This window comes from Desulfosporosinus meridiei DSM 13257 (assembly GCF_000231385.2).
In the GTDB taxonomy this organism is placed as follows: Bacteria; Bacillota; Desulfitobacteriia; order Desulfitobacteriales; family Desulfitobacteriaceae; genus Desulfosporosinus; species Desulfosporosinus meridiei.
This window is the reverse complement of record NC_018515.1, coordinates 1012180-1038688: the sequence shown is the minus strand read 5'-3', so window position 1 is coordinate 1038688 and position 26509 is coordinate 1012180. Positions and strand designations below refer to the sequence as shown.

At 41.2% G+C, this 26509-nt stretch carries 24 protein-coding genes; 2 read left to right on the top strand and 22 right to left on the bottom strand.

The window, feature by feature from the left end:
* Positions 1 to 187 precede the first annotated feature (187 nt).
* From aroB to DESMER_RS04680, 21 genes are all read right to left on the bottom strand, one after another.
* The gene (gene aroB, locus DESMER_RS04780; protein ID WP_014901938.1) at positions 188 to 1279 is read right to left on the bottom strand and encodes a 3-dehydroquinate synthase; all 1092 of its coding nucleotides are present in this window, start codon (positions 1277 to 1279) and stop codon (positions 188 to 190) included.
* Positions 1251 to 1784 (bottom strand): shikimate kinase, encoded by a 534-nt coding sequence (locus DESMER_RS04775; protein WP_014901937.1) that lies wholly within the window; start codon positions 1782 to 1784, stop codon positions 1251 to 1253. The genes aroB and DESMER_RS04775 overlap by 29 nt, the downstream gene beginning before the upstream one ends.
* A 13-nt stretch (positions 1785 to 1797) precedes the next feature.
* On the bottom strand, positions 1798 to 2946 hold the full coding sequence (aroC, locus tag DESMER_RS04770; RefSeq protein ID WP_014901936.1) for a chorismate synthase: 1149 nt from the start codon (positions 2944 to 2946) through the stop codon (positions 1798 to 1800).
* Positions 2947 to 2968: 22 nt separating this feature from the next.
* Complete coding sequence (locus DESMER_RS04765; RefSeq protein ID WP_014901935.1) at positions 2969 to 3415, bottom strand: prepilin-type N-terminal cleavage/methylation domain-containing protein; 447 nt, start codon at positions 3413 to 3415, stop codon at positions 2969 to 2971.
* A gap of 18 nt (positions 3416 to 3433) precedes the next feature.
* Positions 3434 to 4273: a shikimate dehydrogenase gene (locus DESMER_RS04760; protein ID WP_014901934.1), complete on the bottom strand. Its 840-nt coding sequence runs from the start codon at positions 4271 to 4273 to the stop codon at positions 3434 to 3436.
* A 273-nt stretch (positions 4274 to 4546) separates the two neighbouring features.
* Complete coding sequence (locus DESMER_RS04755) at positions 4547 to 5077, bottom strand: YqeG family HAD IIIA-type phosphatase (RefSeq protein ID WP_014901933.1); 531 nt, start codon at positions 5075 to 5077, stop codon at positions 4547 to 4549.
* Positions 5078 to 5145: 68 nt separating this feature from the next.
* Positions 5146 to 5889, bottom strand: a complete 744-nt coding sequence (gene sigK / locus DESMER_RS04750) for an RNA polymerase sporulation sigma factor SigK (protein WP_014901932.1) — start codon at positions 5887 to 5889, stop codon at positions 5146 to 5148.
* A 245-nt stretch (positions 5890 to 6134) separates the two neighbouring features.
* Positions 6135 to 6932 (bottom strand): prepilin peptidase, encoded by a 798-nt coding sequence (locus DESMER_RS04745; protein ID WP_042334273.1) that lies wholly within the window; start codon positions 6930 to 6932, stop codon positions 6135 to 6137.
* 184 nt (positions 6933 to 7116) lie between these two features.
* Entirely contained in the window at positions 7117 to 11121 is a 4005-nt protein-coding gene (locus tag DESMER_RS04740) for a X2-like carbohydrate binding domain-containing protein (protein ID WP_014901930.1), read from the bottom strand.
* Between the two features lie 200 nt (positions 11122 to 11321).
* On the bottom strand, positions 11322 to 14210 hold the full coding sequence (locus tag DESMER_RS04735; RefSeq protein ID WP_014901929.1) for a DUF2572 family protein: 2889 nt from the start codon (positions 14208 to 14210) through the stop codon (positions 11322 to 11324).
* Positions 14211 to 14234: 24 nt separating this feature from the next.
* On the bottom strand, positions 14235 to 15026 hold the full coding sequence (locus DESMER_RS04730) for a type IV pilus modification PilV family protein (RefSeq protein ID WP_014901928.1): 792 nt from the start codon (positions 15024 to 15026) through the stop codon (positions 14235 to 14237).
* Positions 15027 to 15035: 9 nt separating this feature from the next.
* Positions 15036 to 16385 carry a hypothetical protein gene (locus tag DESMER_RS04725; RefSeq protein WP_014901927.1) on the bottom strand — a complete coding sequence of 450 codons (1350 nt, stop codon included), beginning with the start codon at positions 16383 to 16385 and terminating at the stop codon, positions 15036 to 15038.
* A gap of 9 nt (positions 16386 to 16394) precedes the next feature.
* Positions 16395 to 16961 carry a PilN domain-containing protein gene (locus DESMER_RS04720; protein ID WP_014901926.1) on the bottom strand — a complete coding sequence of 189 codons (567 nt, stop codon included), beginning with the start codon at positions 16959 to 16961 and terminating at the stop codon, positions 16395 to 16397.
* A gap of 4 nt (positions 16962 to 16965) precedes the next feature.
* On the bottom strand, positions 16966 to 17976 hold the full coding sequence (gene pilM, locus DESMER_RS04715; RefSeq protein ID WP_014901925.1) for a pilus assembly protein PilM: 1011 nt from the start codon (positions 17974 to 17976) through the stop codon (positions 16966 to 16968).
* A gap of 98 nt (positions 17977 to 18074) precedes the next feature.
* Positions 18075 to 18596, bottom strand: coding sequence for a DUF4860 domain-containing protein (locus tag DESMER_RS04710; RefSeq protein WP_014901924.1), 522 nt, complete (start codon positions 18594 to 18596; stop codon positions 18075 to 18077).
* Between the two features lie 17 nt (positions 18597 to 18613).
* A complete protein-coding gene (locus DESMER_RS24635) occupies positions 18614 to 18973 on the bottom strand; it encodes a prepilin-type N-terminal cleavage/methylation domain-containing protein (protein WP_014901923.1) in 360 nt (119 codons plus the stop codon).
* 65 nt (positions 18974 to 19038) lie between these two features.
* Complete coding sequence (locus DESMER_RS04700) at positions 19039 to 19461, bottom strand: type IV pilin protein (protein ID WP_014901922.1); 423 nt, start codon at positions 19459 to 19461, stop codon at positions 19039 to 19041.
* Positions 19462 to 19591: 130 nt separating this feature from the next.
* Positions 19592 to 19993, bottom strand: coding sequence for a type II secretion system protein (locus tag DESMER_RS04695; protein WP_014901921.1), 402 nt, complete (start codon positions 19991 to 19993; stop codon positions 19592 to 19594).
* Between the two features lie 100 nt (positions 19994 to 20093).
* Positions 20094 to 20486 (bottom strand): type II secretion system protein, encoded by a 393-nt coding sequence (locus DESMER_RS24630; protein ID WP_014901920.1) that lies wholly within the window; start codon positions 20484 to 20486, stop codon positions 20094 to 20096.
* Between the two features lie 21 nt (positions 20487 to 20507).
* Positions 20508 to 21713, bottom strand: a complete 1206-nt coding sequence (locus DESMER_RS04685) for a type II secretion system F family protein (protein ID WP_014901919.1) — start codon at positions 21711 to 21713, stop codon at positions 20508 to 20510.
* 49 nt (positions 21714 to 21762) lie between these two features.
* Positions 21763 to 23448, bottom strand: a complete 1686-nt coding sequence (locus tag DESMER_RS04680; RefSeq protein ID WP_014901918.1) for a GspE/PulE family protein — start codon at positions 23446 to 23448, stop codon at positions 21763 to 21765.
* 676 nt (positions 23449 to 24124) lie between these two features.
* Here DESMER_RS04680 and DESMER_RS04675 point away from each other — a divergent pair.
* Together DESMER_RS04675 and DESMER_RS04670 are read left to right on the top strand one after the other, a co-directional pair.
* Positions 24125 to 24988 carry an AAA family ATPase gene (locus DESMER_RS04675; protein ID WP_014901917.1) on the top strand — a complete coding sequence of 288 codons (864 nt, stop codon included), beginning with the start codon at positions 24125 to 24127 and terminating at the stop codon, positions 24986 to 24988.
* 8 nt (positions 24989 to 24996) lie between these two features.
* Positions 24997 to 26205 (top strand): vWA domain-containing protein, encoded by a 1209-nt coding sequence (locus DESMER_RS04670; protein ID WP_014901916.1) that lies wholly within the window; start codon positions 24997 to 24999, stop codon positions 26203 to 26205.
* A 42-nt stretch (positions 26206 to 26247) separates the two neighbouring features.
* Here DESMER_RS04670 and DESMER_RS04665 read toward each other — a convergent pair whose 3' ends face one another.
* Complete coding sequence (locus tag DESMER_RS04665; RefSeq protein ID WP_042334271.1) at positions 26248 to 26487, bottom strand: DUF4911 domain-containing protein; 240 nt, start codon at positions 26485 to 26487, stop codon at positions 26248 to 26250.
* Between the last annotated feature and the right edge of the window lie 22 nt (positions 26488 to 26509).

The following is a 26509-nucleotide window of genomic DNA, read 5'->3' as shown; positions in this document are numbered from 1 at the left end:
GACATAACTTTATTAGAACTACTGGCAATTGCTACTCTTCTTGATTTACTACACGATTACTCCTCTGATAGGCATATTTTTACAGCAATAACGGAGAAAATCTGACAAAGCTCCTTGAGCCTAGCCAGATTTTCTTACTTAAAAGCCTATAATAGTATTTATTCCTTCGAAACAGTTAAAACCGCTCCTAAAAGAGAACCTGTTTCCAAGCTGCTAAAATCTCAGAGTCGGAGCATTCCTTAGTTACTAGCGCTTGCCCAATTCCTTGGGGAAGAATTAATATCTTTCGGCCCCCCTGATTTTTCTTATCCGCTTGCATTTTGTGTAATAGATTTTGAGAATCCAACCCTTTAATTTTCGTCAACAAGCCATAAGAATTTAGCAAAGCAATGACTCTATCCACCTCTGCTGAGGTCATTAGTCCTTTGGCAAAGGCTAGATGCGCCGCAGCCACAATCCCAACGCTGACTCCTTGTCCATGAGTTATACCTCGGTAATCCATCTCAGTTTCTATGGCATGCCCGAAACTGTGTCCTAAATTTAGCAGAGCACGAATCCCTTGTTCTCGTTCGTCTTGAGAAACTATTCTTATTTTGACAAGGGACGAGCGGGTTACCATTTCACTCCAAATCAAGCAATCCCTATGCTTAATAGGTTTCTGTTCATTCTCAAAAAACTGAAAAAGATCCCCGTCGGCAATCAAAGCATGCTTGATACTTTCAGCCAAGCCATTCTCCACTTCTTCCCAAGGAAGGCTTTCCAGAGTTGAGAAATCTGTCCAGACTGCTTGAGGGGGATAAAAGGCACCTAAAATATTCTTGCCCGCCGAATGATTTACAGCCACTTTTCCACCAATGCTGCTGTCCACCTGTGCCAACAAGGTTGTAGGAACTTGAATTAAGCGAATACCTCTCATGAATATACTGGCAAAAAATCCGGCTAAATCTCCGATAACTCCACCGCCCAAAGCAATGACCAAGGATTTGCGATCTGTGCCATGGCCTAATGCTTCTGCCGTGAGCCGACTTAAGCGATCCAGGGACTTTTCCTCTTCTCCGGCGGGGACAATCAGGAGATTAATACGGTAATCCTGCAAACCCTTCATTAGTCTTTGAGCGTAAAGGTCTGCAACGACTTGATGGGATACTATCAAGATATGCTCTATATCGTCGAATTGATGGCGGAGGTATTCTCCCAGACCTTCAAGAGATGATCCCAGATAAACGGGATAGGGTTTATCTGCCGCTATTTCAATCTTTTGCTGCATTGCTAAGCTCATCCTTCATCACCCTCTCTAGCAGAAGAAGAATCTCTTTGACAACTTCATCTACGTTTTTTTGCGACGTATCTACTATATAATCCGCTTGGACATACACATTCTGCCTTTCAGACCAAAGCTTTTCAATGGCTTCTCTGGGACCTTTAAGGAGTGGGCGGTCATTCTTATGCCCAATCCGACTAAGAATCGCCTCTAAAGAAGCATGGAGGGCAATCACAATTCCGTTTTTAGCCAAAGCACTCAAGTTGAGTGGATTTAAGACAGTTCCGCCTCCCGTGGCAATTACAAGTTGTTCCTGCTGACTAAGTCTGGTGACGACAATACTCTCTTCTGAACGGAAGCGAGTCTCCCCATGCCGACGAAAGATTTCACTGACACTTAAACTGGTTACTTCTCCAATCTCACAGTCTGTATCAACAAAGTTCCAAGAAAGTGACTGAGCCAAGCGCTTCCCAACCGTGCTTTTGCCGGTTCCCATAAATCCAATGAGAACAATGTTCCGCATGGAGATCCTCCTCTCACTTTTGTCGTAAATATGCTTGATACTCCTGCCAAGCATTTTCTAATTCGATAAAACTATCTGCTGCAAACTTATCCATTACCGCTTCTGCAATGACCCAGGCCACTACGTGTTCTAACACGACTAAGGCCGCTGGCACGGCACAGACATCGGAACGTTCTACACTTGCCTTTACCACTTCTTTGGTATCTAAATGTACCGTATCTAAAGGCTGATAAAGGGTGGGAATTGGTTTCATAACCGCTTGAAGAATGATTGGTTCTCCGTTGGTCATGCCACCCTCTATTCCGCCGGCATTGTTGGAAGCCCGGGAAAAGCCCTTACCCACTGCATAACAAATTGGATCATGAACCTTAGACCCCATACGGTCACCAGCTTCAAACCCTAGGCCAAAGGAAATACCTTTGATTGCTTGAACAGAAAGGACTGCTTGGGCAATCTTTCCGTCTAATTTTCGATCCCACTGTACATGAGATCCTAATCCTGCCGGCAGATGATGAACCTGTACTTCCAGAATTCCACCTAGTGATTCCCCTTGTTCTCGAGCCAAGATTAGCTGTTTCTCCATCTGCTCTTCAGCCAGCGGATCGCCAACGGACCACTCCGATTGTTCCACGTGTTGCCAATAAGCCGCCTCATCGGTAAATTTGGCGTGAACACCACCTACTCCACGGACATGTCCGCGAATTTCCACCCCCAAGGAATCCAGCATCTGCCTGGCAATATTCCCAGTAGCTACCCTCATCGCTGTTTCTCTGGCGCTCGCCCGTTCGAGGATATTCCGAACTTCAGTACGATATTTGAGTGATCCTGTCAAATCAGCATGTCCAGGACGAGGAGTCAGAACTTTTCGGCTTTCAACATCAGCCTCATCCCTCCAGGTCATAATTTTCTCCCAGTTCTCCCAATCACGGTTGAGAATCTCTAAAGCGATTGGAGCTCCTGTACTTAATCCGCCCCGCACTCCGGATACAAGCTGGACTTCATCTTGTTCAATGGCCATTCGGCCGCCTCTGCCGGGGCCTTGTTGACGCTTTCCCAGCGCCTTATCAATGTAAGCCTTGGAAATTTTCATTCCCGCGGGAAGGCCCTCGATAATTCCTACTAATTTCTGACCGTGTGATTCCCCTGCCGTTAAAAACCGCACTTTCGTCTTCCCCTTCTATGTCCTACTTCTCCCGAATGCGCATACCTACCGGGGCCACAATGACACTTTTCTGTTCACCCAAGGAATTTGTCAAAATGATCGTTGTCCCCACACTTCGTCCTAAAGCATTAAAGGTCAGATCTCCCGGGCTGCCTAAAAAACTGATGCCATCTTTGAAGTAGACGTTTTTTATTAATTTGCCTTGCTTGAATATTTGGTAATGGTGATCCCCTGTTTGGTAATAAAATTTAACGGCGTACCAATTATTTTCAGCCATTGCCGCCTGCCGAGTATCCCGTATATCTTCTAATAGTTGAGTTGCTTGAAAGGTTAAGTGCTGTCTCTCAAAGTTAATGGGAAGCTTGATGAGCAAGTAAAAGCCCGAGCCGGCCAAAAGGATCAGAACCAGCAGTATCTCCAGCAGAGTAAATCCCTGCTCTCGGCCCCTGACTTTTAATGCACTCACCATAACATTCATCCCTTTAATCTATTCTTTATAAAACATACCCTGGAAAAGCTGATTTTTAAGGGCTTGCCTCATTGCATCAAGGGGGGCCTGTTCACCGAGCCAAAACTCCCAAGCTAAGGCACCTTGATAGAGAAGCATTTCCAGGCCATTTTGAGTGCGGCATCCCAACTTCTTAGCCTCTCTCAAAAAACTGGTTTCCAAAGGGTTAAATATTATATCGACAACCAAGGCCTCTTTATCAATCCCTTCTAGTGAAAAAGGGAAGGGTTCTTTATTCAGCCCTACAGAGGTAGTCTGCACTAAGAGATCGAGGTTCTCCAGCCAGTCTCCCGGTTCGAACTCTCCAAATGTCGCTGTTCCCCCCACGCTGTGAATGATTTGAACCAAGGTTTTCGCCTTTTCTGGATTCCGATTGAGGATGTGCAAATTCATTCCCTGCTGGGCCAGAGCCATAGCAATCCCTTTGCTGGCCCCGCCTGCACCAAGAAGAACTGCTTTTTTTCCTTTTAATCCTCTAAGGTCATTTTCTACGGAACGAACAAATCCCTTCCCATCCGTATTGTGACCAATCAAGCGACCATTCTGGTTTTTCACAGTGTTCACTGCTCCAGCCTTCTCTGCTTCAGGGGTTAGCGTATCCATGAAGGAAACAATAGCTTCCTTATGAGGCAGCGTGACATTCCACCCAGCAAAGCCCAAAGCCCTGAGACCTTTTACAGCCTCTTCTAAACAGTGCTCTTCTACCCGAAAGCGCTGATATTCTGCGTTAATCCCTAATGTCTCATACCCAGCATTATGCATGGCAGGAGAGAGAGAGTGCTTGATCGGATTACCTATAACTGCAAATTGTTTTTCCACGTATAACATTCCTTTATACCCATTTTCTGTTATACCACAACAATGTAACCTATTTAAACTCCTAGACTCTCCCAAGCAAGAGCACTAATCAGAGCTTGTCAACGCCCCAAACCTTCCAGATCCAAAATCGGAAACGTTTCCGATTTTGGCCACAAGCTTGTCCGCTTTATGCATAAGCAAGGAAAATGGTACACTGTGGCACCCCAAAAAATTATACTGCGTGACGAGGGGCTAATATACTGGAAAAGGAATGGCTAAGCCATTCCTTAATGCTTAATGAATTTTCGGGCTGAAGGGTTTCGCAGAAGCGAAATGCTTCATAATCCAAACGAGAACCTTCTCTATTCGACGCATAATCCGGGTTCCGATAAACTCACGATCATTAATAGGGGTGACTAAAATCGTATATAACCCCAGACGATTTCCGCCTAAAATATCCGTAAATAACTGATCTCCAATCACTGCAGTATCCTTTTGGCCTGTTTCCAGAAGCTTCATTCCTGCCCGAAATGCTTTGCGGCGCGGCTTGGTGGCTCCGAAAACGAAAGGTATCCCTAATTGATCTGCTACTACGGCTACACGCTGTCGTTTACTGTTATTCGACACCACGCAGGCTCGAATTCCAGCTGCTTTAACCTCTTTAAACCAGGTTTCCACTTTAGGAGCTACTTCTAAATTATTCCACGGGGTCATAGTATTATCTAAGTCTATGATTAGCCCGCGAATCCCATCCCGACTAAGCTGTTCTACAGGAATGAGATCGAGGGAATTAGCTTGATGCGTCGGTTGAAAATACTCTAACATAGAATCCTCCAAAGTGTGTAAGTTTCTATCATTATACCTTAGAGAATGCCACAAGAGCAAGTAACGGACTATCTATTTGGATCAATCTTTGCCATCTCTTCCATTAATTTTTGAATGGCTTTCTTTTCGATGCGCGAAACATATGACCGGGAGATTGCCAGAGCTTTGGCAATTTCGCGTTGAGTCCTCTTGGGACTGTTCATTAATCCGTAGCGTAATTGAAGAACCAGTTTTTCCCGTTTGGTCAGCTTTTTGACAAGTTCGAGTAAAGCTTTTTGCTCCGATTCATTTTCGACCTTTAAGGAAATATCCTCTTCATTAGAACCTAAGACATCAATGAGGGAAATTTCATTTCCCTCTTTATCCATGCCAATTGGATCATAGATCGAAACTTCACCCCGGGATTTCTTTAAAGATCTTAAATGCATCAGAATCTCATTTTCAATACAACGGGCTGCATAAGTGGCCAACTTGGTACCTTTATTGGGATCAAAGGTATTGATCCCTTTGATTAGACCAATCGTCCCAATGGAGATTAAATCATCTCCATCTTCTCCCGTCCCATCAAATTTTTTAACAAGATGAGCCACTAAACGCAAATTATGCTCCACTAAAATATTGCGGGCATTCTCAACTTCCTGGGTTAAGGTGAATGGTTCAGTCTTGCTTTCACTTAGGATTCTTAAATAACGCGCCTCGTCCTGCTCATTTAGGGGTTGGGGAAAGGCGTTATTATTGATATACGAGACGAGTAAGGTGACTCCCTTTAGAACTGAGAGAGCTATGCTAACAAAGAACAGTTCTGCGATCAAATTCTCCACTCCTTTCGCATGGTATTCTAATACCTATGCTTAGAAGTTGGAGATTTTGCTTATCCACTTTAATTTATTGAAAACCGCCTCACCCATGTTTCAGGGAGGCGGTTTTTCAACAGACAAATTACAAGCAGTCCGACAACTACCTTATCAATTTCAGTTTATAATGAGACTATTATCTTAAAGTACAAATGGTACAATCATTAGAATACACCGAGATTCACAGATATCTCTCCGCTACCCTAGTAATATAAATAGGTGTTCACATACCAGTGCAAGAGCTGCCAACCCCACATGATTGTTGTAAATGTGCCAATAACAATAAACGGCCCGAAAGGGATCCTGCTTTTTCTGGTCGCTTTACCAAAGAGGATCAATAGCAGACTCAACATTCCTCCCAAAACAACTGAAAGAAAGAGCGCAAGTAACGTCATTCTCCAACCCAGAAATAACCCGATTGGCGCGAATAACTTTACATCCCCCATGCCCATGACCTCATCACCCTTGTAAATAACTAGTCCGATTAAGCTAACACCGAATAAAAATCCAGAGCCAGAAACTAAACCTAGTATTGGATTCCACCAAAGATCGTCAGAATAGATTTGGAAAGGCAGGAAAAGGTTATAAACAAAGAGGACTGCTCCCCCAATAAGTCCGGTAATTACCAGCTGATTAGGAATAATCTGATGGTCTAGGTCGATGAAAAAGACGGCGATCAAGATAAAAGTTAAAAACAGAAAGGCTACAAAGTCAGCTGTCAATCCATATTTGATGAACAAGGTTACAGAAGCGATTCCTGTAAGCAATTCGACGAAAAGATACCTAGGGGATATTTTTCGATCACAATATCGGCATTTTCCATGGTGTATCAAGTAGCTTAAGTGCGGAAGAAGGTCAAATGGTTTCAGTCTGGTTCCACAGTTAGGACAGTGTGCTGCTGGAGATACTATGGACTCCCCTCGTGGGATCCTGTAGATGCAGACATTTAGAAAAGAACCCATGATAAAGCCGAAAATGAAAATAATGCCGTAGATAAGCATACAATCATCCTTTTTATTAATTTCAGATTCTGAACCCAAACAACTATACATCTGCGCCCTAGGGTTTCACAGAAAAGACCTCCAGCAATTTGAGGTTTTTGCTTCATTGCTAGCACAACTCAAACTCAGGAGGTCTTCTCTCAATTATATCTACTGGACATAATCAACAGAATAGTGTCTTCAATTAGTGCAAGGGTGGAGCTGTTCCTACATTTATACTTAAAGACAAAGAAGACGTGTCGACTTTAATACTTGTATCTGGGGCTGATGGGTTTTTCGCATTCTGCGCAGACGCCGTTAGTATGATGAGTAAAGGGTTGCCTTCTTCTGTTACATTTTTGACATCTGTTATCAGAGCATCGAAGGTGTACCTACCACTTACGAAAGTTGTGTCAGGAAGTAATTTCTGCGGGTCTGTACTATCCTTCTTGAGGCTGATTCGCTGATTATCGTGATAGATATTTGTAATCTCAACTTTCGCGTTACTTTCATCGAAATTCATCCTCAGATACTTAGCTTCCCCACTCAGGTCAAAAGAAACACTTGCCTGAATTGGGACATTTGGTAATATCGAGATTTTATGATCTCCACTTTTAGTTGTAATACTAGGATTTGACAATAAAAGTGTAGGCCTACTGTCGCTCACCGTGATCCCCAATACTTGCGTGTTACCAGTGCTAAAGGTGAAGGTGAGGTTCGTTGGGATTTCGCTCGTCGGTAGTGTTGATAGATACGTTGTGCTGAGTGTGACATTGCTCCCCGAGATGGTGTAGTCGCTGCCTGCATTCAAGGTAGTGCTTCCATTTGTGATGGAAGTTAAACTGCTTCCTTTCAATGTTAGTGTTACTTGTATATCCGCATAGTGCCCTGTGCTCGTATTCGACGTGTTCTTATCAAAGGTTGCTGTGGTTGGGCTGATCGTCGGGGTGCTATCGCTCACCGTAACTGTCAAAGTCTGCGTGCTTCCGTCACTGAAGGTGAACGTCAAGCTCGTAGTTCCCACACTTTGCTCCGCTAGATATTCTTTCAGAATCGTTACTGTACTTCCGCTTCTGTTATAGTCTCTGCCTTCAATTAAGGTTACGCTTCCGTTCTTGATACTGCCTAAGCTCGCTGAGTACAAAGTCATCGTTGTGCTGACATTCGCATAGTTCGTACTCACGCTGTTTTTATCAAACATTGCCGCCGTTGGGCTGATCGTTGGCAAAGAACTGTCACTCACCGTAACAGTCAAAGTCTGAGTGCTTCCGTCACTGAAGGTGAACGTCAAGCTCGTTGTCCCGATACTTTGTTTGACCAAATACTCTTTCTTAATCGTGACACTGCTTCCGCTAATTGTATAATCGTTTGCTGTTAAGGTTATACCTCCGTTTTTGATGCTGCTTAATGTAGCTGCGTTTAAGGTCATAGTTGTTGCTACATCAGCATAGTGACCGGGATTTATGTTCGCAGTGTTTTTATCAAACTTCGCTGTCGTTGGGCTGATCGATGGCGGCGTGCTATCACTCACCGAGACGGTCAATGTCTTAGTGCTTCCGTCACTAAAAGTAAACGTTAGGTTCGTCGTCCCTATACTTTGTGTGGCCAAATAGGCTTTCTTAATTGTGACAATGCTTCCACTAATCGTATAATCACTGCCTGAAGTCAGGTTTAAGCTTCCGTTCTTTATACTGCCTAAAGTCGCTCCGTATAAGGTCATGGTTGTCTCTACGTCCGCATAGTGACCCACACTCGTATTATCGGGGTTTTTATCAAACGTTGCGGTCGTTGGGCTGATCGCTGTTTGGGAAGCTACTGTGAGCTGGGCCGAAGCTTGGTAGGTAGTATTATTAAATAGATAATTAGCGGTTATTGTACAGGTACCTAAACCCTTGCCGGTGGCTTCTCCATCTGACGAAATAGATGCCACACTTGGATTACTACTTGACCAAACCGGAGTTACAGGTAATGGTCCACTTGAAGGTATGCTTAATAAATCGTTAGCACTACTAGTAATATTTAATGTGCTGCAGGATAATTGGACGGTATTTCCGATAAGGCGACCATTAATAGTCTCATTAGATGCGTACACACCAATTCTCCCCTTTGGAGCATAAAAAATACCATTCAGTGTCGCAACAGAACTACTCACAGTTATATTACCATTCTTAGAATAAATGCAGACAGATGCATCATTGGCCAAAGATATACCACTGCCACTGATAGTTATGTCTCCAGTTGCCACTATTGTACCTTTTCCGGAAATTCGACTGCCACTTATTGTAAGATTACCCGTTACATAAATCGGAGATGAAAGATTGATGTCAGTATTGCTATAGTTTTTATTTCCTACATATGATTGTCCGGCTGCATTAGCCTGAGTTTTAATGATTTCACTAAAGTCAGGCATGTCTATATAGGCAGCATTTTCAACAGGTGTTTTCATATTTATACTGCTACCCCATACATTCACCGTTTTTACAGCCTCGCAAGTTCCGGTCATATTGAAGATAGAAGAACTAGATTGAAAAGCATTATTTGTATGAATATCTCCATTAATCGTTAAGCTACTTCCGTATATACCCAATAAATCACTCGAACTCCCTGAGAAAATCGCATAGTCAAATGCGTTAGAAGCACCGTTAGTGAAAAGAGCTTCGAACTGTTGCTTGGAACCAAATGGAATCGTTGCTGCTACAGGGCTAATATAAAGTTGAGGCGGAGCTGCTACGGCTTGGGTTGGTGTACTTGTTACTATACCCGAGTAATTGCCGATACCTGTCGCCACTACTCTAATGAACTTAGCTAAATCTTCTGCAACTGGAATATATGTGGTTCCTGTTGCTCCTGTAATGTTTGAATAGCTACCATTTACTGTAGGAGCAATTTGCCACTGGTAACTCGCGTTGGCTCCTGCGGGTGTCAAAGCTCCTGCTGTCAATACCGCCCCAACTTGAGGTGAACCACTTATGGCCCCTATGGCTGTAATAGGGATTATTACACTAAAAGACGCAGAATTTGAAGCTCCGCCATTGGCGGCAACCCCTTTAATAGTATGACTGCCTGCTGCCAATGTTCCTATGCTATAGGTGGCTTGGGCACCGTCTGTACCAGTATTGATAGTTGCGATTGGAGTAGTACTATCATCAATATAAACAGCAACGTTCTGATTGATCATATCATTATTGTGGATATCCTTGACTCGGAAATTTGCCGCAGTTGGATTAATTGATCCTGGAATTAAGGTTATCCCCACACTATTGGCCCCCTGCGTTGGAGGAACAACAGGGTCTGGATCATAGGTGTCAGTAAAATACCACTTTTTTATATCTACATTAGCATTTGAGCCTCCCGTCGACCCAGAAAAGCCGACATAAACCTCTTGGTTGTTTAACTCATTACCAACGTTTTTAGAAATTACACGATTGGAACTTGATGTTTTAGTAGAAGAAGGTCCATACGTTGCTGTCAGAGTGGTTCCATCGTAGTCAATCCAGACGTTGACATCGAGGGTTCCATCCTCTTTGTAAAGAGTAAGCGTTCCTGGATTAGTCCGAGTTAATGCGGTTCCCGCTCCTGTAGTCACCACAGTTCCCGTTCTTAACGTACCGTCGTCGATCGCATCCTTACTTGCCGGATCATGCATGTTATTACCATTTTTTACGATCGCCACATGGTTGGCATTCGGATCATAATAGTACTGACCCGTTGAGGTTGCAACGTCCCAACCCGTATTTTTCCAAATGTCAAATTCAACTCCCAGAGATTTCCCAACGCTCTGATAGCCCAGTCCTGCACCCCAGTTTCCCACCTTAGGTTCTGGGTTACTCTGAACGACAAAGGTCAGTCCATCTGCTGGCAAGGCTGACTTACTGCTATTCATATTCATTACAAAATAGGTACTGAAACCGCCGGTAAGCTTAACTTTGCTGCGGCGAACCACTATCCCATGTTGATTGCCCGTATTAGGAACAATCCGTAGAACACCTGAGGAAGTCGTATTCGCGTTCGCCCTCTTCCATAATAGGCTTGTTCCACCATCTCCAGCCACATTGGCTGGAGTGAATTGATCAACACTAATGGGAACAGCAGCGGCATGTACCTGAGCTGGAACCGCTGCAATTATAAGCAGAAAAAGGAATAAAATACTTACTGTCTTTAATACTTTGGTTTTAAGTATAGCTAGACCTTGGACTAATGATGTATACATAAGTAAAACCCTCCGTTCAAAATGAGAAAATTTTCTCCATGTATTAGGTCTACCGTTCTTTAGACTTATTTCTAATTTATTCTAATTTTAACCCGCTGTCTAGCAATAGTTTTCCTTCCTTTCCCGAACTCTGCTTACTTCACACCCTCAACCAAACCGGCAAACAGGCCTATTAAACTTTTCATTAATAATGAAGTCTTTTATTGTTGTTCCTCTTTCCATTCGACAATTTGAAAACGTTTGACATTCGTCAGCCGTACTGCCCCATCAGAAGCTGTTGTTGTATAATTACTAATAATATCTGAACCCATTTCGCCTGGAGCAAAAAATCGTCTGACGTTTGCGTCTTTTAATACGTTCTTTATAACCTTTTCATCATAGGTAATTGTTGAACCTCCTTCAACGGTTACATTACCCTCGCATATAATTGCCCCATTTAAGGTTACACCATTTTCAATGTTGAGATTTCCTTCGCAATAAATAATCCCCTGATAATTTCCAGAATGCAACGTGCTGTTATTGTTCTTAAAATAAATAAAATTTTTCTGCATTCCGGTTGGATCAGTCTTAACCCAAGAACGTAAGCTTCCGTCACTGTTAAATATAGCTGATTTGTCTATAAACCCTTTTGATTTATTAGTTTGATTTTCAAAACTGCTAAGCTTTGAAAAGAAGCAATATGCGTCATTATCCTTCTCCAAAACATTTTGAATAACTTCTTCGTCATAACTGATAGAAGCATCATTTACAACCGTAATATTACCCTCGGCAATGATTGCCCCGTTAAAATTGCCGCTACCTGTTATCTTCAGGTTTCCTTCACAGTAGATAATTCCGCTGAAGCTGTCAGAAATATTTAATATATTAGTTTCACCACTTGAGGGTAGTTCAAGATAAACAAAAGCGTTTGTCATTTCCGCTGGATTTGAATGTAATAAATTACCGTTAATATCCTTTACAGCAGACTTATCTACATAATCTTCGTAGTCCCTCCCCAAATTTTCCCTATATCCTTCTGACGGGTCAATAAAGCCTTCAAAGCTCACGGGCATTTTTTTCAAGGTTCCGAGATTTTGTACTTTAGAAAGAAATATTTTAGACAAAGTACTTTGTATATCAAAATAATACATATGATAGTCTGCGTTATCAATGATCTGGTGAGGCTGTAGATCATCTGGGAGATTACTGATAGGCTCTCCATGTACCGTGACCGTGGATGCTTTACTTCTGTGCAATAACGCTTCCCCCAGTGCGTATCCTGTGACGTTTCCACCTGAAAATATATTTGAAACAACCTTACCTCCACTTAGCTTTTTACTATTGATAAAATCAGTTAGTTGACTCTTTTTGGGAATCAAACTATCCGTATCACTTCCGCTCGTATTATCTCCTCGCATTAAATAATAAGAATTAATATTTGCCTCCACATATGAATCAGGTTCAGCTTCTATTGTATAAGGTTCATAAGAATAATTATACGAAGGAACTGGATGCTCCACAGGTGACAGATAGGCACTATAGATATCTGCATTTTTAGCAGTTATACTTTCTCCAGTCTGATAATACTGATAACTAAGCCAAGGATTAATGGGATTTGATTTAGAACCAGGCCACCAAAAGCGCTCCCAACCGTTTTTCTTAACTCCAGCATACTCAGCCCAAGCGGTTCCCGGTACAATCATCTTTCCGTTTAAAGTTATCGTATTACCTGACAGAGCTGTGTTATTGATCACCGTACTGCTGGCATTAGGATCCCCATTGTGCCCTTCTGCATTAATACCTATAAAATTCTTTGCTACGGTAATTTTCGAATCTTTTCCGTCAAAGAGGCTGCCTGGTATACTATTATTCATCTTAATATCATTCCACGTACTTACATTACCATGGGCATAAATTTCAGCATTGTCAACCTTTTTATCATCCACCGTACGATCCACTGACAAGCTGTTACAATAAATGTTGCCTCCGATAATATCTTGATTAATAAAATAGAGCGTATCATCACTGGAATCTACAGGATATGGTTCAACATAAGTATACTTTGTTGATATGGGATATTTTTCAAGGTCGTCTTCAAAAAATAGCCCAGGATAAATATTTTTGGCAAAGACATTCGACTTTAAATCAATCGAGAAATTTTCAGTAGGATATTTGTAGATATTCATTTTAGAATTGCTTCGAATGGTATGAAGATTCCCCTTAGAATATACATTACCGTAAATACTAACCTGTGCACCGTCACTATATATTCCCGATGCCTTCACATGATTATCATTAAGATAAAGACTTTCCTCTTTATCTGCGGAAAACAAATCCCCTTTAATAGTGCTTGAGCCATTTATAAAACCAATGCTGCCAGCGGCGGTAATTGCATTGGTCCAAATCGGATTCCCTTTAAATACAACAACTTTTGTTTGTTTAACAGGTTCGTAAGTTGGATAGTTAACAATAAGCCTGACAGCTATGACTTTATCTTTAATGGTATTGGTTTGTAACTTGACAGCCAAATTTCCTTCATTCAAAATCTGTGTCGAGCTGCTAAACAAATTACTCTGATAATCAGTTAGTCCTATATCCGAACCATCAATCTGAGTTAATAAAGCATAACCGTTGGCATCTGCATTATTGTTAAGGAGCTTAGATGCATAATAATAGTATAGTCTCGTAAGAATATTATCCACAAAAATGGGCTGATAGTTCTTATACTCCTCACTTTCCATATCACCTAAATAGGGTTTCACCCACGTACTCCATTGTCCATTTATGTACTTCTGAGCCGGATCTGGGATTTCCAAATCCCCACTTGGTCCCATCGACGACAAGTAATATTGTCCGTCCATATACTTTTGGGCATTACTTTCAGCTTCTTCTAATATAGAATTTATCTGATTCACCTTTGTTTCAGCATTTGTGTCAAGAATAGAGTAATCCTTAGACCAACTCTTGTATTTTCCGCTCATTTTGACGTTAGCCACACTTGTCATCAAAGATACTGTCCCGAAGGAGGTCAAGATAAAAATGACTGCCAAGGCCATAAGCAATGCATTACCCTTTTCACTTTTCAGATTGAGGCGTGTGCCAAATTTCATTTTAATGCTCCATTCTGAAAGTAGCTATTTTGCAGAATAATCATTTGCCAAAGCTGAATAGTTAAGCATTTCTGCCCAAATCCCTTCTTTCAGCCTATTTACCGTAAGTGTTAAATTGTAACTTTTACTAGGAATGGTCTCAGGATTATTCACAAATGCTGTACTCGAAGCCCCTTTAACCACATGAATTGTTACATCACTATTATCTTCGGCATTGAAAATATAAAACTCCGCTTCCTTGTCCGAGTAGTTTTCAACATTAATAGTTTTCTTATCTCCATGAAAATCAACCCTGATTGGAATGACCGTATCCGTAAATTTCATGGTATCAACTAATATTAAACCTGCAAGAGGGTCCACACTTATTACATAACAGTCTGACACAGTTAATTTAAGTAAATCAACGTCAGATGCGTATTTTGACAAATTTATCGTCAGTGCAAAGTCAGGATAATATCCAACTTCAGGGACATTTGATCCATTATTTTGAGGTCCTGACATAGTACTTTTAATCATCATGGCTGCCCCAGAAGGAATATCGCTTAAATCAGGATACTCCCCGATAAAGGTACCATCTTCTTTATAGAAATCATATGATTCATCGCCGTGTTCACTTCTATACCCTTCAGGATTAGCTTTGAATATCTCAGCTTTTTGAACAACAATCGTATTTGCCGAATCCATAACTTGAGCTTCATGATTGGCATAACTTGTCGTCACGAACATACGCAACAAAGGGGTTGAAACTATAGCCACAATAGCCAAAGCGATCATTACTTCAACTAAGGTAAAGCCTTTGTCATATTTTGCTTTCACAAAAATCACCTACTTTAACGTCACACTCCCAAATTGTGTTCCAAGGCTAAACCTGGGGGCTTGTTTATCATCACTAATAACGGTGATCTCTAAAGGATAGTTGGTTTTATTATCCACGTCGAGGATTAAGCCCACTTTATCTTGTTCGTTCTTACGAGCATGAGCGATTACCTCTGTGTGTATTTTTCCTCCATCAATAAGCAATTTGCCTTGCTTTGTTTGTATTGCACCATCAAGAGAATAAGAGTAAGTCATATTATCTTCATCTCCGCTAACAGCAAGCTTTCCTCGAACGTTAGCATTGGCATTACTATAAACTTCAGTCCCATTCTTAGTATAATCTCCCATAATAATCTTAGGCGCATTATCATCATAAGTGCTGAGCATAAGGTAAAAATCAGGATTTGACGTTTTTACAGGAGCTTGCCCTTGACCAGAGGAAGATCCGGTCACAGCAGAGATATTCTCCTCAAATCCCGCATAAGCCTGAAAAGGACTGTCTTTACCACTTGTTTCAGGAGTATCTAAGGTATAGGTGTTCTTGTCATCAGGGCTTACATATCCAATATACTGAATCTTGAGCTGTCCTTTTAATAAATCCCCGCCGGCTCTGGTCATACTTACTTCTTGAATAATAATTTTTCGGACACTTTGTTCCAGATCACTGATGAAATTATATAACGACCCATAATTTCCGGAGAAAGCAATATCAATATTCTCAACTATGACCATATCATTAGCTTTCGCTGGGACTGAACTGCCAGACATATTCGCTGATGTACTTTGACTGTTTTGACTATCCGCTGCAACATTGGTTGTTGTGCTTGTTTTACTGTTATCTTGTGACTGGGATAATATTGTTTTCCCAGCTGAAAAATCTTGTTTGCTGACAAAAGAAATATCACTTAAAGAAATACCGTTAATCTCCAGTTCTCGTTCCTTGGACAATTTATTAAGCATAAGGACAATTTCCTCTTGAGGAACCTCGCTAGGCAGTACCTTCGTTAAAGCATTAAACTTATAATCCTGTAACTTTAGATTTTCAAGATAATGGTCTTTCTGGGCCATATCCTTTTCAAAATTAGCAGCAATCATCTGCTCTGCAGTATAGCGTGTCTGCAAGCTACTGAACTCCTGCCACTTAGGATTAAGAAAAAAGTGATATAATCCATACCCCTGGAATCCTATAATTAATAAGGTTAAGAGAACAAAATCCTTCTTTGACAGGCTCAGCGAGGATGATTTCTGTGGCTTAATTTTAAGTTTCTGCAAGTAGCCCGGCATCTTCTTCGCCGATTTTTTAGACTTACCTGATACTCTGAGGTTCTTCAATTTAGACAAATCAAATTTGAACTTCATGGATTTTCCTCACTTTTTCAAAGTTAAAAGTGCTGAGAAATTATACTCTGTTATACCTGTGGGATTGGAATCCGAACTTTTACTAATGGTACTGCTTACATTGCTAAGGTAGACATCACTGAATAGCCCGCTCTCTTTCAGCTCATGGACAAAATAAGCTATACTGTCCATGTCCCTTGCCTTCCCAATGATATTCAACTCTCCTGCTTGGCTCACTGCATAATTAACTATAAAGACATCCTCCGGCAACACTTTGGAAATACCGTCAAGTATTTTAGTATTAAGGATGGACTGAGCATTTGCCATATCAATTACCTCAGAAAGCTGAGTAATCTTTTGTTCTTTGACTAGTATATTCTTTTTGAGTTCAACAATGGGGGCAGCCTCTTTAATCTTTTGGGCAATGGCTTCTTCCTTTGTAACTAAACGAGCCTTGAGAAAGGCAAGAACTCCATATCCCAGAGCTCCTACTAACAAAACGATTAGAATCGAAAACAATAATTTTTGACCCATTCCAGAGTTTTGATGTTCCCGTTTTTGCTGCAATGACTTTGCTATCAGATTTATATCTTTCAAGACACTAGTCCTCCCTTAAAGCTGCGCCAATAGCGGGCATCAAAATAAAAAACTTATCTGAGACTTCAAGGGGAATACTATCTGATTGTGCAACTGTTACAGGTGTCCTGAATATGCCGCTGAAGTAAGTCTCCAAACCTGGAAAATTACTGCCCCCGCCGGTAAGGCAAATCTGTTTTATACCGTCAGGCAGCTTACTATAGCGAATAAAGTCCAGAGTTTGTCTTATCTGTTCTTCAACCGAAGAATATCCCAAGCGAAGGCAAGAATCCAACTCATCCTGACTTATCGACAATTGCTTATACCCGCTCTGCCTGGCTGCTTCTGCTTCCTCCATGGAGATTTCGAAGCGGTTGACAATTAAGCTATCGACGAATGCCCCCCCACCTGAAACACTGCGGCTTAAGATTAACTTTCCATCGACTAGAACATTTACTTCGGATGTTGCATAACTTAGGTCAACGATTAACACCGAATCCCCCGGGACCGGAGGTTGCACAAAATGATTATAAGCTTTTGCCAATGTGTTAGCATTAACGTCAACATATTTTAATGTTAGACCAGAATCATCAAACAGCTCAATATAACTATTTACAATTTGTTTAGGACAAGATGTGCTAATCCCATTCAGAGATTCACTTGTCTTAGTATATATTTTGAAAGCAGTAGCATGAGTTTGCAGCATATCCGGAAAGCTTTGAGATAATTCAAACTCGACAGCAGGTTCGATTTCAGCATCTTCTAGAGCCGTCAAGTTAAGTTCCCGCAGCATAATGCCGGAGGAATGCAGTGTAACAGCAACCCTCTTTGCCGTTAACTTATATTCACTGATCGCACTCTTCAGCATTTCCGAGACGGCTTCCTTGTCCCTGATCAGGCCGTCAGAAACACTTCCCTGAGGTGTTGGAACAATCCCCCAGGCAATAAGTTCCGGTTTTGTTCCTTGCTTCAATAAAGCAAATTTTGTCAAACGCGTGCCGATATCAATACCAAGAACTTTATTATCCCTAAACATGATGTTCCTCCCGGCCTGATCAAATTACTATGCATAAAAGGGTTTAACTCTTCACTTAAAAATAGATAATCGATACTAACTAGTCGAACACAAAGATACTAAGGTGATCGCAAGGTGATATCTTGTGATAAATAAACGGTACTATCAATTGATAAAACCTCAAAGTGAAGCGTAATCCCACTTTTTTCAATCTTAAAACTTTTTAACCCCGTTATTTCTGTACCGTTTTTTAATACAGGATCGAAACTACTACTTCCCTTTTGTTCTCGCAATTTTTGAGTGTACTTATCATAATAGATCCAAATCGTATTCCCTGATACATTGGCATCTTTTATCTTTAATACATAGATAGAATCATTTAGACTATCTAATTCATTACTGACTGATATAGCATTAGATGCATCATTCTGTCGAATTTTGACTGTTACATATGCTAAGGCCACCCGTGCGTTACTTTGATTATTCATTGCTGTATCAGCGGTTCTGTATAACCGGACACCAACATTCATCAATGACACCAGCATCGAACCCAAAATAGCCATAATTGCCAGCACGACAATAAGCTCTACAAGAGTATATCCTTGGTAATCTTTCAACTGATTAAATTTCTTACTCTCCAATATTGATTCCTCCAATATCAATTCAAATCAACATGGAGTTTATTAACATCATAGATCCCATTGTCATTTAGTACATAGGTGTACTCATATTTGGAGGTGTTCATGTGAATACCCGTTTGCTCTTCTAATTTAGATAACTCGCTTAATGTGAGATTTGATTTACTTGTGTCATGAACTCCCTGATTAGGATAAGTCCCTGTCAGCGCATAGCATTCTATCAAGGCTTTATTGATGACTTCTTCGTGTATTGCGCGTTCATTCTCATTAGATATGTTTGCTGCTCCTGAGAGAGTAGGATAGGCAGCGGAAGCCAATATTCCAATAATAACAATTACTATCATCATTTCGATTAATGTAAACCCTTTATTGTTGGGCACTGCCAACAACTCCTTGTGTATAGAACGTTACAGATTTTGGATCTGTATTGTTTCTATAAAATTGATTAGTCTGCAGTAACTGCTCCGTCTTCATCACAAGTTGCGGTCTCTCCAGCTTTTTCATATTCGAAGGTACCATCTTTCATCGGATCAGCAGTACCAATTCCATCAATAGTACCTGTAAATGTGGGCGAATCTGAATAACTAGGATCACCATCACTCTCTACACCAGTTTGAACTTTGAAATTAGAATCACCAGAAACTTCCGGCCACTTACCATACTTAGCATAAAAGGTTTCAGACATAGTTCTAATAGATTTTGCCTCAGATATTGCAGCACCTCTTCTGGCGTCATCGGTAAAAGAATAATATCTTGGTAGCATAATCCCAGCTAAAATTCCAATAATGGCTATAACAACAATTAACTCCACGAGAGTGAAGCCTTTTCGATTTTGCTTTAGATTCTTTAGTTGTTGTCTAAGTTCCAATTATTCTCCTCCTTGATCAGGATAATGTTTGACAAATAAGTAACGTGAATTTTATTTTTTACGATAGCTCTATGTGAAGAATCGTTATAACCCCTGTTGTTATAGCGATTCTTCAGTTAATATTACCTGATTAACCACCTGAAGCAGGGGTCTTACTGGCAGTAATAGTCCCATTTTCTGTGCATTCCGCAGTATAACCATTATTTGCTACATAATCAAAAGCTCCATCTGTGCTAGTCGTAATTTTACCGGGAAATGTAGTAGTTTCAGAATTCACTGTTACTGATGTTGCATTAGTTAATGATGGCCAGTCTCCTTCAGGATCGTTTGCAGAATATGTTTCTAGAAGTGTTCTTATACTTTTGGCTTCTGATATTGCTGCAGCCTTTCTGGCATCATCTGAAAATCCAAAATACTTAGGCAGCATAACGCCCGCCAAGATTCCGATAATAGCTATGACAACAATTAATTCTACAAGAGTAAATCCTTTTCGTTTTTGTTTAAACTTCTCCATATGCAGTTTTATTTCCATTTTTCCTACCTCCTTACAATTTAATTGTATTAGCAATTAAATTGTTAATCAGATTTATAAAATTAATTTAAAATTCTTGTCATTAGCTATGACCAAAATTCTATGATTTTTCAGTAACTACACCATTTTCATCGCAATGAGCTTTTTTCTTATTTTTTGCTGTATAATCAAAAGAACCATTTGTTGTATTAAGCGCACCTATTGTAGCTCCAGTAAATGTAGTTCCATTAATTGTATCAACAGTACTACTTTCACTAGATTTGGTCGGTTGAGGCCATGTCCCGTTACTCGAATAATAAGCTTCTGCTATTGCTCTTACAGATTTAGCTTCAGAAATCGCAACTCCTACTCTTGCATTATCTGTAAACCCAAAATACCTCGGTAACATAACCCCTGCCAAAATCCCAATAATGGCAATAACTACAATTAATTCCACAAGCGTAAATCCCTTTTGCTTTTGTTTAAGCTTGTCCATACGTTGTCTAAGTTCCACCTCTTCATACCTCCCCTATATTTATTGTTGTACCGACTGCATAATGCTGACCATTGGCAACATCATTGCCATAACCACTGTCCCTACGACCACTGCCATTATAACGATCATGGCAGGTTCAATCATGGCCGTCAGTTTCTCGATGGCTTCCTCCACCTCCTCATCGAAGAATCCAGCTGTTCTAGTAAGCATTTCGTCTAATTGTCCGGTGGCTTCTCCTACCTCAATCATATGAATTAGCATAGGCGGAAACACTCCCATCTTCTTAATGGAGCCTGATATCCCCTTGCCCTCCATAACTTCATCCCGGCATTCGGTAAACTTGTGAGCTACCACCCGATTCCCCAGCAAATCATTCATAATCTCAAAGGAACGGATAATCGGTATGCCGCTTTTAAGTAAAATCCCCATACTTCTCGCGAATCGAGCAGTGATTACTTTTACTACGGTTGCTTTAATCACCGGGGCTCGTAATTTTAAAGAATCCAGCCAAAATCTAAATTCATCATTCTTGGAAAGAACTCTTAGCCCTATTCCTCCAAGTGCCACAATCGCAAAAATCAACGCCACATTCTGAACCATAAAATCGCTCATCCCCATGAGGATTTTAGTCAAGGCAGGCAGTTCCCCTCCCATGGACTGCAGGATATTAGAAAAGGTGGGAAGAACCTTAACCATCAGCAAGGTGACGACACCAATCATCAGAATTAGGAGAATCATGGGATAAGTCATAGCGCTTTTGATTTTACGACGTAGCTTGTTCTCTTTTTCATAATACTCAGCCAAGCTAATCATAATGGAATCTAAGGTTCCGCTCGCTTCACCCACTTCAACCATGTTTATCATAAAATCCGGGAAAACCTTGGGATGAGCCTGCAGAGTGCTGGAAAACAGATTACCTCTTTGGAGTTGGTCGTGGACATCTTCTAAGGTATCTCGGAATTTCTTTTTTTCCACCTGATCTCGTAATATGGCTATAGCCTCGACAATGGGAATCCCAGCATTTAGAATAACCGAGAATTGTCGACAGAAAAGGGAAATATCCTTCATGTCAACTCGTTTGAGCAATTCGCCAAAGCTGTATTCTTTTCCTTTAATCTGAGCATCAATGAGAAAAAAACCTTGATCGGACAACATGGCCTTAAGAACCTCTATGGACGCAAATTCTTGAGTACCTGTGAGTTCTTCTCCATTTAACTTTTTGGCCCTAAAGGTATATATAGGCATCCTCTTTTACTACCTCTTTTCGAGATTCAGAAGTGTTAATTGTTATAGACTAATCTCTGGCGTAGACTGTACGAACCATTTCATTAATACTGGTAACTCCATTGATAACGAGCCTCTTACAGTTTTCATAAAGGGGCACCATCCCGTTCTTGACGGCAAGGGTTCTCAACTCATCGGCATTGGCACCTTTTTCAATAATACTGCGCATTTTACTATCTAAGTATAAGACCTCATGGATGGCAATACGGCCTTTATAGCCGGTATTATTACAAGCGGGGCAACCTGTTGGTTTATATAATTTTACAACGTTCAGATCCCGCAGGATTTTTTTCTCCCGATCATCTGCCAGATAACCTCTTTTGCAGGAGGGGCAGAGTTTGCGCAGGAGTCTTTGGCTTATGATCCCAATAGTGGACTCCGCAACCAGATAAGGAGCAATTCCCATATCTACTAAGCGGGTCAAGGAGGTAGGGGCATCATTGGTATGGAGGGTGGAAAATACCAAGTGACCGGTTATAGCCGCCCGGACTGCGATATGAGCCGTTTCTTCGTCCCGCATTTCTCCGATCATGATAATATCCGGATCTTGCCTGAGAATGCTTCTCAAACTGGAAGCAAAGGTTAATCCTGCTTTTGAATTAACTTGAACTTGGTTAATACCCAGCAAGGTGTATTCTACAGGATCTTCAACAGTTACAATATTTTTGTCGACAGTGTTAAACTCTTTTAGAATTGTATAAAGAGTGGTAGATTTCCCACTTCCCGTAGGACCTGTTAAGAGGACAATTCCATAGGGCATGCTTAGAATCCTGTTAAGAATAGCATTATCATGATTAGTAAAGCCAATCATACTTCTGTTTAAATCAAAGTTTTTCCCATCAAGAATCCGAATTACTATTTTCTCTCCAAATACAGTGGGCAATGAGGAAACCCGGAAATCATAGCTCCTCCCCCCAACCTCCATTTCGTTCCTTCCGTCTTGAGGGATTCTATTTTCAGCAATGTTCATCCCCGCCATGATTTTAATACGGGTGCACACTGATGAGTACAAGCTCTTAGGGATTGCCATACTGGCCACTAAAACCCCGTCAATTCGATAACGAACCTTTACTTCCTTTTCAAAGGGTTCTATATGTATATCGCTTGCCCCAGAAGTAATGGCCTGATTCACAATTGAATTGGTAAGCCTTACTGCCGGAGCGCTCTGAACTTCATCAATGATAGCTTGATCGTACTTACCGTCAAGTTCAACCTTGTATTCCTTTTTCAAGTCTTCTAAGGCTTTATCGGTAGATTGTTTGCTGAAATATAGCTCGATGGCCTTTTCAATGGCCTCGAATCCTGCAATACAAGGTTGAATAGGCTTTTGCGTTATAAACGAAATATCATCTATGGCGAAGATATTGAGAGGATCGCTCATAGCTACTTGCAGTTTGCCATCTTTTTCACCAAAGGGAATCAGATTATATTTTTTTGCCACTTCTTTCGGGATGCATCTAGCTACTTCCGGATCAATAAAGGCTTTGCCAATATCAAAACGTTCGAGAGAAAGCTGCACAGCGAGAGTATCCATGATTTCTTCTTCTGTTAGAATGTTACGCTCAATAAGGATTTGCCCCATCCGTTTTCTGGACTTTCCTTGTTCAGCTAACACCTCTTCTAGCTGAGCCTGTGTAAGCATTCCTGCTCCCATTAAGAGTTCGCCCAGCTTTATTTTCTGTTTAGGCTTTTCCATACACTCTTACTGACACCTTTCCGTTGCAAGCTTTAAGTTACCCCCCCAAGGAACCCGGACGACTAATTCTCTCTTTAATGGATTCAGGCTAATTATGTAATTAAAACAATAATAGGTATATTATAGCATAAAAAATATTTAATATTAATGGAAAATAACCTTAAGCGGCTAGTGTAAAATTTAACTTGTCCCCAAAATAATCTTAAAATTTGTATTTTTTGACAAATTTCGCTAGGACTTTTGGGCTATAGTGTATGGGACTTTTGACCTATGTTAGTTAATAATAGTATCGCTAAAGCCATGAATAGTCAATAGTTCTGCAACTTAATACATCTCTAAATACTCTAATTTGTTATGGAAACAACTAATAATTATTGAAGATATCCTATATGTTAAAACTACTTAACGTTTGTAAGTAATTAAATTTAAATATTATCTGCTAAAGCAATCTTCGTAGTCCTAAGTCAGTTCTCACAACAAAATCGAGACTTTAATTCCATTTTATGTAATTTAATTTTAGTTGGACGCTGCTCTCAATCAATGGATAAGAGGGATAGACTTGCTCCGATACCTCACGCTATAAAAATTCAATAGTCTGATAAATTGTTGCCCAAAACCCACCAAATAGTGGTATTATGTTGATACAAGTTTAATCAGAACAGGGGGAAATATCTAAATGACTGATGAGCTAATCTATCAAGGTACTGAGGATTACATAGTTTCCAAGGATCTTAGCAATAGTGTCAATATCTCAGTCGCTTTAAAACGACCGCTCCTGATAAAAGGAGAGCCTGGCACAGGGAAAACTGTACTGGCCGAGAGCATCGCTCGCTCCCTGGGCCTCCGCTTAATAGTTTGGAATATAAAATCCACCACTAAAGCCCAAGACGGTCTCTACGTCTATGACACAGTTCAGCGCCTCTACGACAGTCAATTTGGGGGGCAAAATGTATCCGACATCAAACAATATATTAAGCTCGGAAAACTCGGCGAAGCCTTCCAGTCCGAGGAGCGGGTGGTACTTTTGATCGATGAGATCGACAAGGCTGACTTAGAATTCCCTAATGATCTGCTTTGGGAATTAGACGTTATGAATTTCTATATCCCTGAAACCGGAGAAACCATTGCAACCAAACATCGTCCCATTGTGATTATAACAAGCAATGCAGAAAAGGAGCTTCCCGATGCCTTTTTAAGGCGCTGTGTATTCCATTATATCGACTTTCCCGATCAAACAATGATGGAAGAGATTGTTCATGTCCATTTCCCCCAATTAGATACCCTCCTCCTTGCCGAGGCCTTAAAGTCCTTTTATTGGCTGCGCAGTGTCTCAGGCTTACAGAAAAAACCCAGTACCAGCGAACTTCTCGATTGGGTGCAAGCCTTAACCATCGGAGGAATTGATCCTGATAAGATTGCCAAAGAGATCCCCTTTCTTGGAGCGTTATTAAAGAAGAACCAGGATTTCGATCTAGCTTTAAGGCAGCTGCACTTGCGTGAGACAGATGGCACGTCCCGCGCCAGCAGACGTGGCTGGTAGAATGGCCTATGTTTACACACTTTTTTTATCAATTACGCCGGGAAGGGGTTCCCGTTTCTATCACAGAATGGATGACCTTAATGGAAGCCCTGGCCCAAGGCTTAGCTGAATCAAGTCTTTCTGGGTTTTACTATCTTGCTCGCGCAGTCTTAGTTAAGAGTGAAAGTCACTTTGACCAATATGACCTGGCCTTTCAAAAGTATTTTCAGGGGATAGCAACCCCGGAACAGTTATTGGATCAGGTTTCGAAATGGATGGAAAATCCTCTGCCGGCTAAAATGTTCTCTGAAGAAGAACGCAACGAAATCTTGAACAAATTAGGCTTGCCCAATTGGGAAAGTCTTAGGGAAGCTTTAGAAGAACGTATGCGCAAACAAGATGGGCCTCATCACGGTGGGAATACCTGGGTAGGAACAGGGGGAACTTCCCCTTTTGGGCACTCCGGCTTTCATCCGGGGGGCATCCGCATAGGCGGGGAGTCCCATGGGCAATCTGCGGTGAAAGTGGCCTCTGAGCGAAACTACCGAGAGTATCGCAACGACAAAACCTTAGGAGTACGCCAATTTGAAGTGGCGTTACGTAAATTACGCCAGTTTAGTACACGTATTGATGGAGCAAAAGATCAGCTCGATCTAGAGGATACCATTGATGAAACTTGTAAGAATGCCGGTCAACTAAAGCTTATTTGGACAAGCCCCCGCAAAAATTCGGTAAAACTAATTGTCTTAATGGATGCCGGGGGCTCTATGGCCCCTTATGCTCAAATATGCAGCCAATTGTTTGCAGCAGTGCATAGATCCTCTCACTTTAAAGATTTAAAGTTTTATTACTTCCACAATTGTTTTTATGAGTTGCTCCATCTGGACGCCAGCTGTAGCCCCAGAAGAGCCGTCAAAACTTATGATGTTATGCATTCCCTGGGTTCAGATTACAAAGTTATTATTATCGGGGATGCGGCTATGGCCCCCAGTGAACTGACAATGATTGATGGCAATATTTTTTGGGATGTTAGCAACGAAGAACCGGGATTTACCTGGCTGCAGCGCTTGGCTAAACATTTCCCTTATAATGTCTGGCTTAACCCCATACCGGAAAAATTTTGGGATCGGGTTCACGGCTCTCACACCATAAATATGGTACGCAGCGTCTTTCCCATGTATGAGTTAACCTTAGAAGGACTTGATCAAGCCATCAAAAAATTAATGGTTCGGAAGTAGAGAGAGGACGGTTTAGATAACGCTAAACCGCCCCCTGCTACTTCACACAAATTCAATTTCTAAGGGCATTTCTTTCACAACTCCTTCCAACTCAGGCCAACAATGCCTGGTGGTTTGAATCATGACTTCCCCTAAGGCCTTATTCGTTGTAGTTACAACGCCCAAATGACCTAATCCCTCGACAAGCTTACAAAGCAATTGGATTTGGGAACGATCGATGCGCGCTTTTATGATCAGGTCAAGATCCGAAAGTTGGACTCCTTGGGGTTCGGAAAAATTCATTAACTTATCTCCTGTTTCCATA

Coding starts and splice junctions, on each gene's coding strand:
- aroB (WP_014901938.1), bottom strand. CDS start 1,279: ATGAGCTTAGCAATGCAGCAAAAGATTGAAATAGCGGCAGATAAACCC.
- DESMER_RS04775 (WP_014901937.1), bottom strand. CDS start 1,784: ATGCGGAACATTGTTCTCATTGGATTTATGGGAACCGGCAAAAGCACG.
- DESMER_RS04765 (WP_014901935.1), bottom strand. CDS start 3,415: ATGGTGAGTGCATTAAAAGTCAGGGGCCGAGAGCAGGGATTTACTCTG.
- DESMER_RS04755 (WP_014901933.1), bottom strand. CDS start 5,077: ATGTTAGAGTATTTTCAACCGACGCATCAAGCTAATTCCCTCGATCTC.
- DESMER_RS04745 (WP_042334273.1), bottom strand. CDS start 6,932: ATGCTTATCTACGGCATTATTTTCATTTTCGGCTTTATCATGGGTTCT.
- DESMER_RS04740 (WP_014901930.1), bottom strand. CDS start 11,121: ATGTATACATCATTAGTCCAAGGTCTAGCTATACTTAAAACCAAAGTA.
- DESMER_RS04735 (WP_014901929.1), bottom strand. CDS start 14,210: ATGAAATTTGGCACACGCCTCAATCTGAAAAGTGAAAAGGGTAATGCA.
- DESMER_RS04725 (WP_014901927.1), bottom strand. CDS start 16,385: ATGAAGTTCAAATTTGATTTGTCTAAATTGAAGAACCTCAGAGTATCA.
- pilM (WP_014901925.1), bottom strand. CDS start 17,976: ATGTTTAGGGATAATAAAGTTCTTGGTATTGATATCGGCACGCGTTTG.
- DESMER_RS04695 (WP_014901921.1), bottom strand. CDS start 19,993: ATGGAAATAAAACTGCATATGGAGAAGTTTAAACAAAAACGAAAAGGA.
- DESMER_RS04685 (WP_014901919.1), bottom strand. CDS start 21,713: ATGCCTATATATACCTTTAGGGCCAAAAAGTTAAATGGAGAAGAACTC.
- DESMER_RS04680 (WP_014901918.1), bottom strand. CDS start 23,448: ATGGAAAAGCCTAAACAGAAAATAAAGCTGGGCGAACTCTTAATGGGA.
- DESMER_RS04675 (WP_014901917.1), top strand. CDS start 24,125: ATGACTGATGAGCTAATCTATCAAGGTACTGAGGATTACATAGTTTCC.
- DESMER_RS04670 (WP_014901916.1), top strand. CDS start 24,997: ATGTTTACACACTTTTTTTATCAATTACGCCGGGAAGGGGTTCCCGTT.
- DESMER_RS04665 (WP_042334271.1), bottom strand. CDS start 26,487: ATGAATTTTTCCGAACCCCAAGGAGTCCAACTTTCGGATCTTGACCTG.